Here is a 14,803-nt window from a genome sequence, read left to right on the forward strand (position 1 = left end):
GCCACCAATGTAACGGAGGACCCGGGATACGCCCGGGAGGGCCTCCAGCTAGGAAACGATAGATGTTCAAAGAAGTGAAAAAATCGATCCAGTGGGGCGAGGATACGCTGACACTGGAAACGGGCAAGGTTGCCCGTCAGGCGGATGGCTCGGTCATCGCCACCTACGGGGAAACCTCGGTCATGGCGAACGTGACCTTTGCAAAAGCCCCGCGTGAAGGTCAGGATTTCTTTCCGCTGACCGTTCACTACCAGGAGAAATATTATTCCGCGGGCAAGGTGCCCGGCGGTTTTTTCAAGCGTGAGGCACGGCCCACGGAAAAGGAAACCCTGACCGCGCGCCTGATCGACCGTCCGATCCGCCCGCTGTTCGTGCCGGGTTTCAAGAACGAAGTGCTGGTGATGTGCACCGTGCTGAGCCACGACCTGGTCAACGACCCGGACATGGTGGCGATGATCGCGGCCAGCGCCGCGCTGACCATTTCGGGCGCGCCCTTCATGGGGCCGATCGCGGGCTGCCGCGTCGGTTTCAGCGATGGCGAGTACGTGTTGAACCCCGAGGTCGAAGACATGCACGACCTGCGCAACAACCCCGAGCAGCGGCTCGACCTGGTGGTTGCGGGCACGAAGGGTGCCGTGATGATGGTGGAATCCGAAGCCTACGAGCTGACCGAAGAGGAAATGCTGGGCGCGGTGAACTTCGCCCATGAGCAGATCCAGCCGGTGATCGACATGATCATCGACCTGGCCGAAGACGCCGCCAAGGAACCGTTCGACTTTCAGCCGCCGGATTACAGCGACCTTTACGAGGCCGTGAAGGCAGCGGGCGAAGACAAGCTGGCCGCGGCCTACAAGATCCAGGACAAGCAGGAACGCACGAGTGCCGTTTCGACCGCCAAGGAAGAGATCAAGGCGTCGCTGTCCGAAGAGCAGCTTGAGGATGCGAACCTCGGCTCGGCGCTGAAGAAGCTGGAAGCGTCGATCCTGCGCGGTGACATCGTGAAGTCGGGCAAGCGGATCGACGGTCGCAGCCTGGACGAGGTGCGCCCGATCGTGTGCGAAACCGGGCTGCTGCCGCGGACACATGGCTCGGCCCTGTTCACGCGCGGCGAGACGCAAGGTCTGGTCGTGACGACGCTGGGCACAGGCGACGATGAGCAGATCATCGACGCGCTGCACGGCAACTTCCGCTCGAACTTCCTGCTGCACTACAACTTCCCGCCCTATTCGGTCGGTGAAGCGGGTCGTGTGGGTCCTCCGGGACGGCGTGAGATCGGTCACGGCAAGCTGGCATGGCGCGCGTTGCAGGCGGTTCTGCCGGCGGCGACGGATTTCCCCTACACGATCCGGGTCGTCAGCGAGATCACCGAGTCCAACGGATCAAGCTCGATGGCGTCGGTCTGTGGTGGGTCGCTCAGCATGATGGACGCCGGTGTGCCGCTGAAGGCGCCGGTGGCCGGTGTGGCCATGGGCCTGGTACTGGAAGACGACGGATCCTACGGCATCCTGACCGACATCCTGGGTGACGAGGATCACTTGGGCGACATGGACTTCAAGGTGGCGGGGACCGAAGCCGGTATCACGTCGCTGCAGATGGACATCAAGGTCGCGGGCATCACGCCGGAGATCATGGAAAAGGCACTGGAACAGGCGAAGGCCGGCCGGTTGCACATCCTGGGCGAGATGGGCAAGGCCCTGTCGGAAGCCGGTGATTTCTCGGTTCACGCACCGCGCATCGAGACCATGCAGATCCCGACCGACAAGATCCGCGAAGTGATCGGTTCGGGCGGCAAGGTGATCCGCGAAATCGTCGAAGTGTCGGGCGCGAAGGTCGACATCAACGACGAGGGTGTCATCAAGATCGCGTCGCCCAACGGCGAGGCCATCCAGAAGGCGTACGACATGATCCATTCGATCGTGGCGGAGCCGGAGGAAGGCAAGATCTACAAGGGTACGGTCGTGAAGATCGTGGACTTCGGCGCCTTCGTGAACTTCTTCGGCAAGCGCGACGGGCTGGTGCATGTCAGCCAGATCGAGAACCGCCGCCTGAACCATCCGTCGGACGTTCTGAAGGAAGGCCAGGATGTGTGGGTCAAGCTCTTGGGCTTTGACGATCGCGGCAAGGTGCGCCTGTCGATGAAGGTCGTCGATCAGGAGACCGGCGAAGAAGCCAAGAAAGAGGAACCCGCGGAAGAATAAATCCGCCGGTTTCGCAAGATCGAGAACCCCGGTGGCGACACCGGGGTTTTTTCGTGGGAAACTGACGTGACGTCACAGCCAAAGGTAAGGTTTTCCATACGGGCCAAAGCCGGGGTTTTTGCGCATATACCGCGCAACCTCCCGACCGCAACAAGGGGGGACCCGGATGGGTATCTGGCGACGCTGTCACTCACGGATCAGGCGCGCCGGAAAGGACCCCGGCAAATGTGCCGGGGTCCTTACAATGTATGCAGCGTTCAGAACAGCACGGCGGCGGGCGGGCGGATGACACCGCGCGTGCCCACGACGCAGCGTGCCTCGCGGTAGGTCAGGATGGGCAGCGCCGCACGATAGGGCGCGGTGCCCGCGGCGCGATGGATTGCGGCGGCATCCTTGATCAGCCATTGCTCGGTCATCACGCCGGGCAGGATGGTTTCGCAGGGCGCGCCGCCCTCGGCCAGTATTAGCTGATGATCTTCGAGCAGAAGGTGGACATAGGTGACGGAGCGGCACGGTTCATAGGTGATGCCGGGTTGACCCACCAACGCCTTGGCCGGCACCAGCACCTCGGGCGTGCCGAAGAGCAGTTCGGCCTTCCAGGATCGGATCGCGACGCGATGCTGCTGGGAGAGCCGCAGGGGGCGCGTGTTGCCAAGCGTGCCGGGGGCGAACCGGACCGGACAGGCGGGCCCGTCGCCGGGCATGGTGCGCGCGCCTGTCCAGAGGATGCGCCGAGCCCCGTCGTTGCGAGTCAGGACCCGATCATTTGGGCGCAGATGCTCGACAGGGCGGGGGCCGGACGGTGTTTCGAGCAAGGTGCTGGCGGCGAAGCAATTGACCGTGTGGGTATAGCTGGTGTTCTGGTCCGAAGCGAAGAACTTGGGCGGCTGGCCGTTTGTGAAGTTGTCGAAATACCAGGTTTCGAGGTCGAAATCAGGCGACCAAACGACTTGAGCCGGGTCGCCGTCGCCATTCGCCCCTTCGAATACGATGATGCCGCCATCTCCCGGGGCCGGGTCGCTGCGGATCACGACCGCGTCTTCAAGAATGGTTGTGCCGCCGGGGCCGGAATACTGGACATCGTATGTCTCGCCCAGTTCGAACAGGTTGGGGTCGCTGTCGCCCGCGTTCGAGATGATGATTAGGTCACGCGAGCTGTTGGGCGGATTGTCGAAGGACGATTGCCCCGGCGCGTCGTTGACGTTCGACCCGGTCGCAACCGCGAATTCGTTGTCTATGCCGTAGAACGTCTTTGTCATGCCCGCCACTCCGAGGGGCGAGCATCACGTCAAGAGTCTAATGGAATGTTGATTACCGAAAGGAAAATACGTTGGATTCAAATCAAACCGGCAGGGCCGTGGTTTGCAGCACCGTGCGCAGCGCAAAGCTGGATTGCATGGTGGCCACGCCGGGCAGGCGGGTGAGGTACTGGCGGTGGATGCGGGCGAAATCCTCGGTGTCCTCGACCACCAGCTTCAGGATGTAGTCGGCGGTGCCCGCCGTCAGGTGGCATTCCAGCACGTCGGGGATGCGGGCGACGGCTGTCTCGAACGCGTCCAGCACGTCGTCGGCCTGGGTCGTCAGCGTGATCTCGACAAAGACGGTGGTGGGCACGCCCATGCGGCGCGGATCCAGCAGGGCGACATAGCCCTTGATGTATCCTTCGGTTTCCAGGCGTTGTACCCGGCGATGACAGGCCGATGGCGAGAGATTCACCGCCTCGGCCAGGTCGGCGTTGGAGATGCGCCCGCGCTTTTGCAGGACGCCAAGCAGGCGACGATCCATCGTGTCGAGGGTCATTCGGGGCAGATCCTGTGCATTTTGGGGCCATTGTTCGAAGAATATTCCGTCACTTACCGCAGTGTCGGGCAAAATATCAAACCCCTTTCAATGGAGCGGCTGTATTCTAGTCTATAGCGCAAAGAGGAGTGCGACATGAAAATCGGATGCCCGACAGAGATCAAACCGCAGGAATTCCGCGTGGGGATGACCCCCAACGCCGCCGGAGAGGCCGTGGCCCACGGGCACGAGGTCATCATCCAGGCCGGCGCCGGGAAGGGCGCGGGGTTCGAGGATGCGGATTATGTCGCCGCCGGAGCCCAGATCATCGACACGGCGGAAGAGGTGTTCGCCACCGCCGACATGATCGTGAAGGTCAAGGAACCGCAGGCGGGCGAGCGCAAGATGCTGCGCGAGGGACAATTGCTGTTCACCTATCTGCACCTGGCGCCCGACCCCGAGCAAACGAAGGATCTGATGGCGAGCGGCTGTACCGCGATTGCCTATGAGACGGTGACGGACGAGCGCGGCGGGCTGCCTCTGCTGGCGCCGATGTCCGAGGTCGCGGGCCGGCTGGCACCGCAGGTGGGGGCCTATACGCTGCAGAAGGCCAATGGCGGGCGTGGCGTGCTGATGGGCGGTGTGCCCGGCGTGGGCCCGGCCAAGGTGCTGGTGATCGGTGGTGGCGTCGTGGGGACGCATGCCGCCAAGATCGCCGCCGGCATGGGCGCGGACGTGACCGTGCTGGACCGTTCGCTGCCGCGTCTGCGCTATCTCGATGACGTGTTCGGCGGGACGTTCAACACCGGGTATTCCTCGCAAGGTCTGCTGGCCGAGCATCTGACCCAGGCCGACATGGTGATCGGCGCGGTGCTGATCCCCGGGGCCGAGGCGCCCAAGCTGGTTCGCCGCGCGCAGTTCGCGGAGATGAAGCCGGGTGCGGTGCTGGTGGACGTGGCCATCGACCAGGGCGGATGTTTCGAGACCTCGAAGGCGACCACCCATGCCGACCCGATCTATGACGTGGACGGGATCATGCATTACTGCGTCGCCAACATGCCGGGCGCCGTGGCGCGGACCTCGACCATTGCGCTGGGCAACGCGACGATGCCGTTCATGCTGGCGCTGGCGGACAAGGGCTGGAAACAGGCCTGTGCCGACGATCCGCATCTGCTGAACGGCTTGAACGTCCATGCCGGACAGCTGACCTATTTCGCAGTGGGCAAGGCGCTGGGGATCGACGTGATCTCGCCGCAGATGGTGGTCAAGGGGTAGGGCATGGGTGGGTTTTCACCCACCCTACGAGGTTCCGGGCCAGGCCCGGCAGGTATGATCAGGGGGCTGCCCGCCGGGGCGGCCCCTTTCCTGTTGTCGGCGGACGGTTGCGTCAGAGCGGAAAGAAGATGCTGATCGCCAGTGTCGCGGTCACGCCGACGATGATGTTCATCGGCACGCCGACCTTGAGAAAATCGGTGAAGCGGTAGTTGCCCGCGCCATAGACCAGCGTGTTGGTCTGGTACCCGATGGGCGTGGCGAAGCTGGCGCTGGCCGAGAACATGACCGCGACGACGAAGGCGCGGGGATCGACGCCCAGCTGGCTGGCCAGCGCCACGACGATGGGCGTGAAGATGACGGCGACGGCGTTGTTGGTCACGACTTCGGTCAGGATCGAGCCGACCGCGTAGATCGCCAGGAGGGTCAGGAACGGGGGCAGGCCGTCCAGCCACGGGGCAAGGGCGGCGACCAGCAATTCCACCGCGCCGGTATGGTCCAGCCCGGCGCCGACGATCAGCATGGCGAAGATCAGCACCAGGATCGAGCCGTCGATGGAGGACCACGCCTCGTCGCTGTCGATGCAGCGCAGCACCAGGATGGCGGCGACGCCGACGAGGGCGAGGATGCCGATGGGCATGATGTCGAAGGCCGCAAGGCCGACGATGCCCAGAAGCGTCAGGATCGCGACCGGGGCCTGCTTGCGGCGAAAGGCCCGACCGCCGGGTTCGCTGACCGAGACGACATCGCCGGACTTGCGCAATTCCTCGAAGCCTTCAGCGGTGCCTTCGAGCAGGAGCTTGTCGGCGGGGCGCAGGCGCACGCCGGACAGGTCGGCCCCGGCGATGTGCCCGGCCCGGAACGCGCCCAGAACGCGCATCCCGGCCCGGCGTCCCAGCGCAAGATCGGCGATGCGGACGCCGGTGCTGCGGCGCGAGGGGGTGACGATGGCCTCGGCGACGCGGATATCGGCCTCGGGGTCAAGCTCGACCGAGCGGCGCAGGCCGACGCGCAGGCCCGGCGTTTCGGAGAAGGTCAGGATCTCGGAGGTGGGGGCGAGCAGGATGACGGCATCGCCACGGGCGATGACCTGTTCGGCCAGGTCGCGCCGCAAGATCTGGCTGCCGCGGCGCAGGCCGGTGACGCGGATGCTGTTGCGCTGGAAGGCGGCGACCTCGGACAGGCGCATCCCGATCATGGGGGAGTCCGCGAGGACCGTGACCTCGGACAGGAAGGCGGTTTCGGATGTTTCGGCCTCTTCGGTGTGCGAACGCCGGTCGGGCAGGAGGAAGCGCCCCAGGAGCAGCATCGCGGCGCCGCCGACGATGGCGACGGCAATGCCGACAGGGGCGATTTCGAAGATCGAGAAGGGCTCCAGCCCGGCCTCGCGCGCGACGCCGTCGACCAGCAGGTTGGTCGAGGTGCCGATCAGCGTGCAGGTGCCGCCCAGAACGGCGGCGTAGGAAAGCGGAATAAGCAGGCGCGTGGCGGCGATGTCGAGGCTGCCGGCCAGGCGCATGACCACGGGGATCAGCACCAGAACCACGGGCGTGTTGTTGATGAAGGCCGAGGCGGCGATGGTGGCGAAGATGAAGATGCCGATGGCCAGGATCGGCCGGTCCCTGGCGCGGCCTATGACAAGCCCGGCGATGGCGTCCAGAACGCCGGTGCGGACCAATGCGCCCGACACCACGAACATGGCGGCGATGGTGATGGGAGCAGAGCTGGAAAAGACGTCCATCACCTCGTCGGTGGGCACGAGACCCAAGATGATGAAGAGCGCGGCCGCCCCGGTGGCGGTCACTTCTGGCGGGTATTTTTCAAGGGTGAACGCGACGAAGAGAAGCGCGAGGATGACAAGCGCGATGACAGGGGCGTTGGCCCCGATAATGTCGTACATTTCCACAACCTGGAACGTGATACTCTGCGGCGGAGCATAGGCCTGTTGATCGCAATGACCAGAGGGATTCGCGCAGGAAGCGGCGCGGTGCCGAATTGCGTCAGGCGAGCCCTTTCGCAAGAGCCCGCCAGACACGGTGATTCCGGGCTGTGGCCTTAGCGGGCCTTGAGGGCGTCGCGGATCTCGATCAGCAAGTCGATCTCGTTGGGGCCGGGGGCCTCTTCGGGGGCTTCTTCCTTTTTCTTGAAGGCGGCGTCTTTCACCTTGTTCACGTAGCGCACCAGCATGAACACGACGAAGGCGATGATCAGGAAGTTGATCACGGCCATGACGAAGGCGCCCCAGGCGAAGACGGCGGCGCCGGCCTCGCGCGCGGCGTCGAGCGAGGCGCCCTCGGCCACGTCGCCGGACAGGACGACATAGTTGTTGGTGAAATCGAGCCCGCCGGTGAAGAGACCGATGATCGGGTTGATCAGGTCGGCCACCATCGACGAGACGATGGCGGTGAAGGCCGCGCCGATGATGATGCCGACGGCCATGTCCATGACATTTCCGCGGGCAATGAAGTCTTTGAATTCGCTAAGCATTTCAATGTCCTCTTTCCGTGACGAGGCTGTTGCCGCCTCTGCCGGAGGTTCCATTAGCACAAGTTAATGACAGAGTGTGACGATTTGTTTTGGGAAAGATGCGCGGTCTCTCCCCGAGATTGACTTTTGCCGACCCCTCGCGGACGGTCCCTTTGGGTGCAGGCAAGGGACGACGATGACAGACCGGCAGAATGGCACGATCGTGGGGATCGACGTGGGCGGGACGTTCACCGACCTTGTTCAGCTTGATCCGGCGAGCGGGCGGGTCAGGCTGGCGAAGGTGCCGACCACGGTGGAGAACCAGGCGTCGGGCGTTATGCATGCACTTGCGGCCGCCGAGACGGAACCGGCGGCGATTGACCTGATCGTGCATGGCACCACGACGACGACGAATGCGGTGCTGGAACGCAAGCTGAGCCGGACCGGGCTGATCACGACGCAGGGCTTTCGGGACGTGCTGGAACTGGGGCGGCGGACACGGCCGCAAGCCTATGGCATGACCGGGATTTTCACGCCGATCATTCCGCGCGACCTGCGGATCGAGGTGCCGGAACGGGTGGATGCCGCCGGAGACGTGGTGGTGCCTCTGGACGAGGACGCGGTGCGCGCCGCCGCGGCGCATCTGCTGGCCGAGGGATGCGAGGCGGTGGTGGTGCATTTCCTGCACGCCTACGCCAACCCCGGACACGAACTGCGGGCCGGGGAGATCATCGCCGAGGTCTGGCCCAACGAGCACATCACCCTGGGCCATGCGATCTTGCAGGAAAGCCGGGAATACGAACGCGGCGTGACCGCGGCGGTGAATGCGAGCGTGCAGCCCATTCTGGACCGTTATTTGAAGCGTTTGACAGACAGCCTGTCGGAAGGTGGCTATGACCGCGACGTGCTGGTCATGAACGGCAATGGCGGCATGGTGTCGGCTCGGCTGGTGGCGCGGGAGGCGGCGAAGACGGTGATGTCGGGGCCGGCCTCGGGCGTGATGGCGGCGGCCTATACCGGGCGGCAGGCCGGGTTGGTGAACCTGATTACGTATGACATGGGCGGCACCTCGACCGACGTGGCGCTGATCCGGGGGACGGAGCCACCGGTGTCGCACGAGATCGAGATCGAATACGCCATGCCCATCCACGTGCCGATGGTGGACGTGCGCACGGTGGGGGCCGGGGGCGGATCCATTGCGAAGGTCAACGCGGCGGGGCTCTTGGATGTGGGACCGGAAAGCGCCGGGGCCGATCCGGGCCCGATCTGTTACGGGCGGGGCGGGACGCGGCCGACGATTTCGGACGCCAACCTGATCCTGGGGCGGCTGGACGCGGCCAGACTGGCCAGGACCGGCGCCGTGGCGGCAGGCGACGTGGCGCAGGCCTTTGCCCGGGACCTGGCCGAGCCGCTGGGGTTGGACGTGACCGAGGCGGCGCTGGCGGTGATCCGCATGGCGAACACCAAGATGGCGGGGGCCATTCGCATGGTGTCGCTGTCGCTGGGGGCCGATCCGCGGGATTTCGCACTCTTTGCCTTTGGCGGGGCGGGGCCGCTGCACGCCTGCGCGCTGGCGCGGGAACTGGGTGTGCCGCGCGTGCTGGTGCCCGCACGACCCGGGATCACCAACGCGCTGGGCTGCGTGGTGGCGGACCTGCGGCATGATTTCGTGCAGACGGTGAACCGGGCTGTCCATGCGCTGGAGGCGGGCGAGCTGGCCGGGGTGTTTGCCGAGCAGGCGGCGGCGGGCAAGGCGATGCTGGACCGCGAGCGCGTGGCGATGACCGGGGTACGGCATGTCTACAGCGTGGACATGCAGTTTGTCGGGCAGACCCACCTGTTGCGCGTGCTGCTGGAGCGGCCGGACGTGACGCCGGAGGAGCTGCAGGCGCTGTTCGAGGATGTCTATTTCGCGCGCTTCAAGGTCAGGTTGCCCGAGATCCGGGCGCAGGTGGTGAATGCCAATTGCTCGGTCGTCGGGGAACGGGCGCCGCTGGACTTGTCGGTGCTGGTGGACCCAGGCGGACGCAAGGCGACGCTGGAGGAGGCGCGGACCGGGGCGCGTCGGGTGCGGTTCGAGGACGGCTGGCACGAGACGCCAATCTACTGGCGCGATCACCTGCCGCTGGAATTCCGGATGGAAGGGCCGGGGATCGTGGTGCAGATGGACACCACCGTGCTGATCGAGCCGGGTTGCGTGGCGACGGGGGATGCGCATGGCAACATCCTGATCGCGGTGGGAGACGTGTCATGACGATGGATCCGATCACCCTGTCGGTGATCCAGGCCGGGTTGCAGCAGGTCTGCGACGAGATGGACCTGGCGTTTTCACGGGCCGCATTTTCGCCGGTGATCGCCGAGGCGAATGACCGTTCGGACGGGATATACGCCGCCGCCGATGGCGCGCTGATCGCGCAGGGCGCGGGCGGCTTGCCGGTTTTCGTCGGCACGATGCAGTATTCCACGGCGACCCTGATCGAGATGATCGGCGAGGGCCGCGTGGGCGCGCCGGAGCCGGGAGACATCTATATCGTCAACGATCCATATCTTGGCGGCACGCATCTGATGGACGTGCGGTTTGCGCGGCCGTTCTATCGGGGCGAGCGGCTTTACTGCTGGCTGTCGAATACCGGGCATTGGCCCGATACCGGGGGTGCGGTGCCCGGTGGGTTCTCGGCCAGTGCGACGGCGGTGGAACAGGAGGGGCTGCGCCTTCCGCCGGTGAAGCTGTTCAAGCGGGGGCGGATGGATGCGGAGATCTACAGCATCATCTGTTCCAACATCCGGGTGGCGGACCAGAGGATTGGCGACGTGCGGGCACAGGCCGCCGCTTTGGACCTTGGGGCGGAGCGGCTGGGCGCGCTGATGGACCGCTATGGCGATGACGTGGTGGAGGGCGCGATTGCGGAGTTGCGGACCCGAGCGGCGCAGCAGATGCGGCGGTTCATTAGGGAAATACCGGAAGGCGCGTACGAGTCCGTTGCGTGGATCGACAGCGATGGGGTTGTCGATGCGCCTCTGGCGATAAGGCTGACGGTAACGCGCGAGGCCGAGCGGCTGGTGTTCGATTTTACCGGATCGGCCCCGCCGTGTCTGGGGCCGATGAACTCGGTCCGGGCGACGACATTGAGCTCGGTTTACCTTGCCATGCGGCATGTCTTTCCCGACGTCCCGATCAGCGCGGGCGCGTTCGAGCCGCTGGAAGTGACCGGCATCGAGGGCACGTTCCTGGATGCGCAATATCCGCGCCCGGTGTCGGGCTGTGCCGCCGAGGTAAGCCAGCGGATCGCGGAGGCGGTGTTCGCCGCTTTGGTTCAGGCGTTGCCCGACCGGGTGACGGCGGCCCCGGCGGGAACCAGCGGAAACTTTGCGCTGGGCGGGCATGATCCGGCGAAGGGGCGGGATTTCGTGATGTATCAGCTTTCGGGCGGCGGTTATGGCGGCTGGGTCGAAGGCGACGGGATCACCAACGGCTGTTCCACCATCGGGATTTCCAAGGCGCCGCCGGTGGAGATCATGGAGCAGGCCTTTCCGGTGCTGTATCACCGGTATGCACTGCGCGAGGGTTCGGGCGGCGCGGGCCGGATGCGCGGCGGGTTCGGTCTGGATTACGAGCTGGAGTTGCGGCGCGGTCAGGCCAAGGCGAGCTTTGTCATGGATCACGGGCGCTTCGGGCCGCAGGGTGCGATGGGCGGCGGCGACGGTGCGCCCAACGAGGTGACGGTGTGGCAGGGCGACAAGCCCTATACGCCGGTGCACCTGTCGAAAGAGCAGGACATTCCGCTGGGTCCCGGCGACCGGGTGCGGGTGAAGACACCGGGGGGTGGCGGGTATGGCGACCCGATGCAGCGGGACCCGGGGCTGGTGGCCGAGGATGTCCGGCTGGGGCGCTACTCGGTCGAGGAGGCGGAGCGGCTTTTTGGTGTGGTCATCGAGGACGGCGCCGTGGATGACGTGGCGACGACGCAGCGGCGGCTGGGGTGAGGCTGGCCGTGCATCGACGGGCCGCGGTGCGGCGAACCAAGTGCTTTTCTGTAGCGCTTTATGCCAGCCAGATCCGCTAGACTTTCGAGCGAGGCACCCAGCCCAACCAGATCGCCGTGCCGGTGGGCGGCCCGGCGATGCGCGGCGGCGCGGCAGGGCCGCGCCTTGATTCCGCGCGGGGCGTAAATCGGCAGCTTGGTGAGGACGTCAGACGGTCGCCTGTTTCACCGCGCCCACCACATCGTCCAGTACCGTGTCAAGAAGGGCGGGGTCCAGAGACTCGCCCATGACGCGGATCAATGGCTCGGTGCCGGACTTGCGGATCAGCAGGCGGCCGTCGCTGCCCAGCTTCTTCTCGCCGTCGGCGATGGCCTGTTGCACCCTGTCGGCCTCGAGCGGGGTCTGGCCGGTCTGGTAGCGCACGTTCACCAGCTTTTGCGGGATGGGGGTGAAGACGCGCGCCAGTTCGCTGGCCTTCTGGCCGGTTTCCACCATCGAGGCGAGGAATTGCAGCGCGCCGATCAGCCCGTCGCCGGTGGTGGCGTAATCGGTCATGACGATATGGCCGGATTGCTCGCCGCCCAGGTTGTGGCCGCCGGCGCGCATCTCCTCGACCACGTAGCGGTCGCCGACCTTGGTGCGCTTGAGGCCGATGCCCTTGGATTCGAGGTGCCGTTCCAGCCCGAGATTGGACATGACCGTGGCCACCAGCGCGTCGCCCTTGAGCCGGCCCTCGGCGGCCCAGCGGGTGGCGATGAGGGCCATGATCTGGTCCCCGTCGGCGATATGCCCGGTCTCGTCGATCAGCACGAGGCGGTCGGCATCGCCATCGAGGCAGATGCCCAGGTCGGCGCGGGTTTCCAGCACCTTGCGCGCGGCGGCGTCGGGGTGGGTGGATCCGCACTCGAAGTTGATGTTGGTGCCGTCTGGCTCGATCCCCATCGGGATCACGTCGGCGCCCAGTTCCCACAGGACGGCGGGGGCGGTCTTGTAGGCCGCGCCATTGGCGCAGTCGACCACGATGCGCAGCCCTTCGAGGCGGCCGCGATAGGGGAAGGTCGTCTTGGCGTACTCGACGTAGCGGCCGCGCGCGTCCTCGAACCGCTTGGCGCGGCCGATGTTTTCCGGCTTGGCAGGGCGGGCGCCGTCTTGCAGCAGTTGCTCGATCCCGGCCTCGGAGTCGTCCGACAGCTTGAAGCCGTCGGGGCCGAAAAGCTTGATGCCGTTGTCACTGGCCGGGTTGTGGCTGGCCGAGATCATCACGCCCACGTCGGCGCGCAGCGAGTGCGTCAGGTATCCCACGGCAGGGGTGGGCACGGGGCCCAGCAGAAAGACGTCCATCCCGGTGGAGGCGAAGCCGGCGGTCAGGGCATATTCGATCATGTAGCCCGAGAGGCGCGTGTCCTTGCCGATCACCACACGGTGTTCCTGGTTGTCGCGGCGGAAATGACGCCCGGCGGCGGCGCCGAGCCGGAGCGCGAGTTCGGCGGTCATGGGCCATGTGTTGGCCTCGCCCCGTACGCCGTCCGTTCCGAACAGTTTTTCAGCCATGCAATCGCACCTTTCGCCGCGTGACGTTTTCGTGACCATCCTCTTACCCGCGCGCCGTCGTCCTGTCCAACATTCGCAGGGCGGCTGAGCGGTTTGTGGCATAGAACGCATAGTGACCCGCGTCCGTCACAGATGCGCGTTGACGGGCGGGCAGGCGCGACCGCATAAGGTCGTGGGGGCGACAGGCGGATCAAGGGCGAAACCCGATGAAGATTGCGATGATTGGAACCGGCTATGTCGGGCTTGTGTCCGGGGTGTGTTTCTCGGATTTCGGGCATGACGTTGTCTGCGTGGACAAGGATGCCGCCAAGGTCGAAAAGCTGAACCGGGGCGAGGTGCCGATCTACGAGCCGGGGCTGGATGTTCTGATGCAGAAGAATGTGGAGGCCGGGCGGCTGTCGTTCACCCAGGACCTGCCGCAGGCTCTGGACGGGGCGGAGGCGGTCTTTATCGCGGTGGGTACGCCGACGCGGCGCGGCGACGGGCATGCCGACCTGACCTACGTCATGGCCGCTGCGCAGGAAGTTGCGAAGCTGGCAAAGGAATATATCGTGATCGTCACCAAGTCGACGGTGCCGGTGGGCACCAACCGGCAGGTGAAACAGGCGGTGCGCAAGGCCAACCCGGACCTGGATTTCGACGTGGCCTCGAACCCCGAGTTCCTGCGCGAGGGCGCGGCGATCGAGGATTTCATGAAACCCGACCGCGTGGTCGTGGGGGTGCAGTCGCAACGCGCGGCGGAGGTGATGGAGGACATCTATCGCCCGCTTTACCTGCGCGAGTTTCCAATCCTGGTCACCGACCTGGAAAGCGCCGAGATGATCAAATACGCGGCGAACGCCTTTCTGGCCACCAAGATCACCTTCATCAACGAGATCGCGGCCTTGTGCGAACGCACCGGCGCGGACGTCAAGCAGGTCAGCCGGGGCATGGGCCTTGACGGGCGGATCGGCAACAAGTTCCTGCATGCCGGCCCGGGTTATGGCGGCAGCTGCTTTCCCAAGGACACCCGCGCGCTGGCCCGGACGGGGCAGGAATACGGCGTGCCGCTGCACATCACCGAGGCGGTGATCGCCGTCAACGAAGAGATGAAGCGGCGGATGATCGACAAGCTGCTGGATCTTTGCGAGGGCAGCTTCAACGGCAAGACCATCGCGGTGCTGGGGGCGACGTTCAAGCCCAACACCGACGACATGCGCGAGGCGCCGTCGCTGACCATCGTACCCGCGCTGGTGGGCGGCGGGGCCAAGGTGCGGATCTGCGACCCGCAGGGCGAGCGCGAAGGCACCGAGCGCCTGCCGGGCGTGCAATGGGTCGAGAACGCCTACAAGGCGGTGGGCAATGCCGACCTGGTGGTGATCCTGACGGAATGGAACGAGTTCCGGGCGCTGGACCTGAAGCGGATCGCGCGGCGGATGAACGTGGCGCGGATGGCGGATTTGCGGAACATCTATTCGGTCAAGGATGCCAAGCGGGCCGGTTTCGTCGCCTATGACAGCGTGGGACGCACGGCGTTCGAGCGCAAGCCCGAGGCGGAAGAAGCCGCCGAATAG

The 14,803-nt window shown here is 65.5% G+C and carries 10 protein-coding genes; 5 read left to right on the plus strand and 5 right to left on the minus strand.

The genetic code is table 11. The features are described 5' to 3' along the window. The first annotated feature begins 62 nt into the window (after positions 1-62). Positions 63-2,198, plus strand: coding sequence for a polyribonucleotide nucleotidyltransferase (pnp, locus tag FIU85_RS12525; protein WP_152497120.1), 2,136 nt, complete (start codon positions 63-65; stop codon positions 2,196-2,198). 257 nt (positions 2,199-2,455) lie between these two features. On the opposite strand, the gene FIU85_RS12530 is transcribed toward pnp, so the two are convergent. Both FIU85_RS12530 and FIU85_RS12535 read right to left on the minus strand, forming a co-directional pair. Beyond that, positions 2,456-3,457 carry a Hint domain-containing protein gene (locus FIU85_RS12530; protein WP_152497121.1) on the minus strand — a complete coding sequence of 334 codons (1,002 nt, stop codon included), beginning with the start codon at positions 3,455-3,457 and terminating at the stop codon, positions 2,456-2,458. Positions 3,458-3,539: 82 nt separating this feature from the next. Next, a complete protein-coding gene (locus tag FIU85_RS12535; RefSeq protein WP_152494087.1) occupies positions 3,540-3,998 on the minus strand; it encodes an Lrp/AsnC family transcriptional regulator in 459 nt (152 codons plus the stop codon). 135 nt (positions 3,999-4,133) lie between these two features. Here FIU85_RS12535 and ald point away from each other — a divergent pair, with 135 nt between their 5' ends. Further along, positions 4,134-5,252, plus strand: a complete 1,119-nt coding sequence (gene ald, locus FIU85_RS12540) for an alanine dehydrogenase (RefSeq protein ID WP_152494086.1) — start codon at positions 4,134-4,136, stop codon at positions 5,250-5,252. 112 nt (positions 5,253-5,364) lie between these two features. Here ald and FIU85_RS12545 read toward each other — a convergent pair whose 3' ends face one another. Together FIU85_RS12545 and mscL are read right to left on the minus strand one after the other, a co-directional pair. Then, a complete protein-coding gene (locus FIU85_RS12545; RefSeq protein ID WP_152497122.1) occupies positions 5,365-7,149 on the minus strand; it encodes an SLC13 family permease in 1,785 nt (594 codons plus the stop codon). Between the two features lie 155 nt (positions 7,150-7,304). Beyond that, positions 7,305-7,736, minus strand: a complete 432-nt coding sequence (mscL, locus tag FIU85_RS12550) for a large conductance mechanosensitive channel protein MscL (RefSeq protein ID WP_152494084.1) — start codon at positions 7,734-7,736, stop codon at positions 7,305-7,307. Between the two features lie 175 nt (positions 7,737-7,911). On the opposite strand from mscL, the gene FIU85_RS12555 reads away from it, so the two are divergent. Further along, positions 7,912-9,969 carry a hydantoinase/oxoprolinase family protein gene (locus FIU85_RS12555; protein WP_152497123.1) on the plus strand — a complete coding sequence of 686 codons (2,058 nt, stop codon included), beginning with the start codon at positions 7,912-7,914 and terminating at the stop codon, positions 9,967-9,969. Beyond that, entirely contained in the window at positions 9,966-11,699 is a 1,734-nt protein-coding gene (locus FIU85_RS12560) for a hydantoinase B/oxoprolinase family protein (protein ID WP_152497124.1), read from the plus strand. Before FIU85_RS12555 ends, FIU85_RS12560 begins: the two co-directional genes overlap by 4 nt. 207 nt (positions 11,700-11,906) lie before the next feature. On the opposite strand, the gene glmM is transcribed toward FIU85_RS12560, so the two are convergent. After that, positions 11,907-13,250 (minus strand): phosphoglucosamine mutase, encoded by a 1,344-nt coding sequence (gene glmM / locus FIU85_RS12565; protein ID WP_152497125.1) that lies wholly within the window; start codon positions 13,248-13,250, stop codon positions 11,907-11,909. A gap of 206 nt (positions 13,251-13,456) precedes the next feature. Between glmM and FIU85_RS12570 the strand changes: the two genes are divergently transcribed. Then, positions 13,457-14,803 (plus strand): UDP-glucose/GDP-mannose dehydrogenase family protein, encoded by a 1,347-nt coding sequence (locus FIU85_RS12570; RefSeq protein ID WP_152497126.1) that lies wholly within the window; start codon positions 13,457-13,459, stop codon positions 14,801-14,803.

It is taken from the genome of Roseovarius sp. THAF8 (assembly GCF_009363735.1).
GTDB lineage: Bacteria > Pseudomonadota > Alphaproteobacteria > Rhodobacterales > Rhodobacteraceae > Roseovarius.

What these genes read in the sequence shown, in the direction of transcription:
- glmM (WP_152497125.1), bottom strand. Translation starts at nt 13,250, where the DNA reads ATGGCTGAAAAACTGTTCGGAACGGACGGCGTACGGGGCGAGGCCAAC.
- mscL (WP_152494084.1), bottom strand. Translation starts at nt 7,736, where the DNA reads ATGCTTAGCGAATTCAAAGACTTCATTGCCCGCGGAAATGTCATGGAC.
- pnp (WP_152497120.1), top strand. Translation starts at nt 63, where the DNA reads ATGTTCAAAGAAGTGAAAAAATCGATCCAGTGGGGCGAGGATACGCTG.
- FIU85_RS12535 (WP_152494087.1), bottom strand. Translation starts at nt 3,998, where the DNA reads ATGACCCTCGACACGATGGATCGTCGCCTGCTTGGCGTCCTGCAAAAG.
- FIU85_RS12560 (WP_152497124.1), top strand. Translation starts at nt 9,966, where the DNA reads ATGACGATGGATCCGATCACCCTGTCGGTGATCCAGGCCGGGTTGCAG.
- ald (WP_152494086.1), top strand. Translation starts at nt 4,134, where the DNA reads ATGAAAATCGGATGCCCGACAGAGATCAAACCGCAGGAATTCCGCGTG.
- FIU85_RS12570 (WP_152497126.1), top strand. Translation starts at nt 13,457, where the DNA reads ATGAAGATTGCGATGATTGGAACCGGCTATGTCGGGCTTGTGTCCGGG.
- FIU85_RS12545 (WP_152497122.1), bottom strand. Translation starts at nt 7,149, where the DNA reads ATGTACGACATTATCGGGGCCAACGCCCCTGTCATCGCGCTTGTCATC.
- FIU85_RS12555 (WP_152497123.1), top strand. Translation starts at nt 7,912, where the DNA reads ATGACAGACCGGCAGAATGGCACGATCGTGGGGATCGACGTGGGCGGG.
- FIU85_RS12530 (WP_152497121.1), bottom strand. Translation starts at nt 3,457, where the DNA reads ATGACAAAGACGTTCTACGGCATAGACAACGAATTCGCGGTTGCGACC.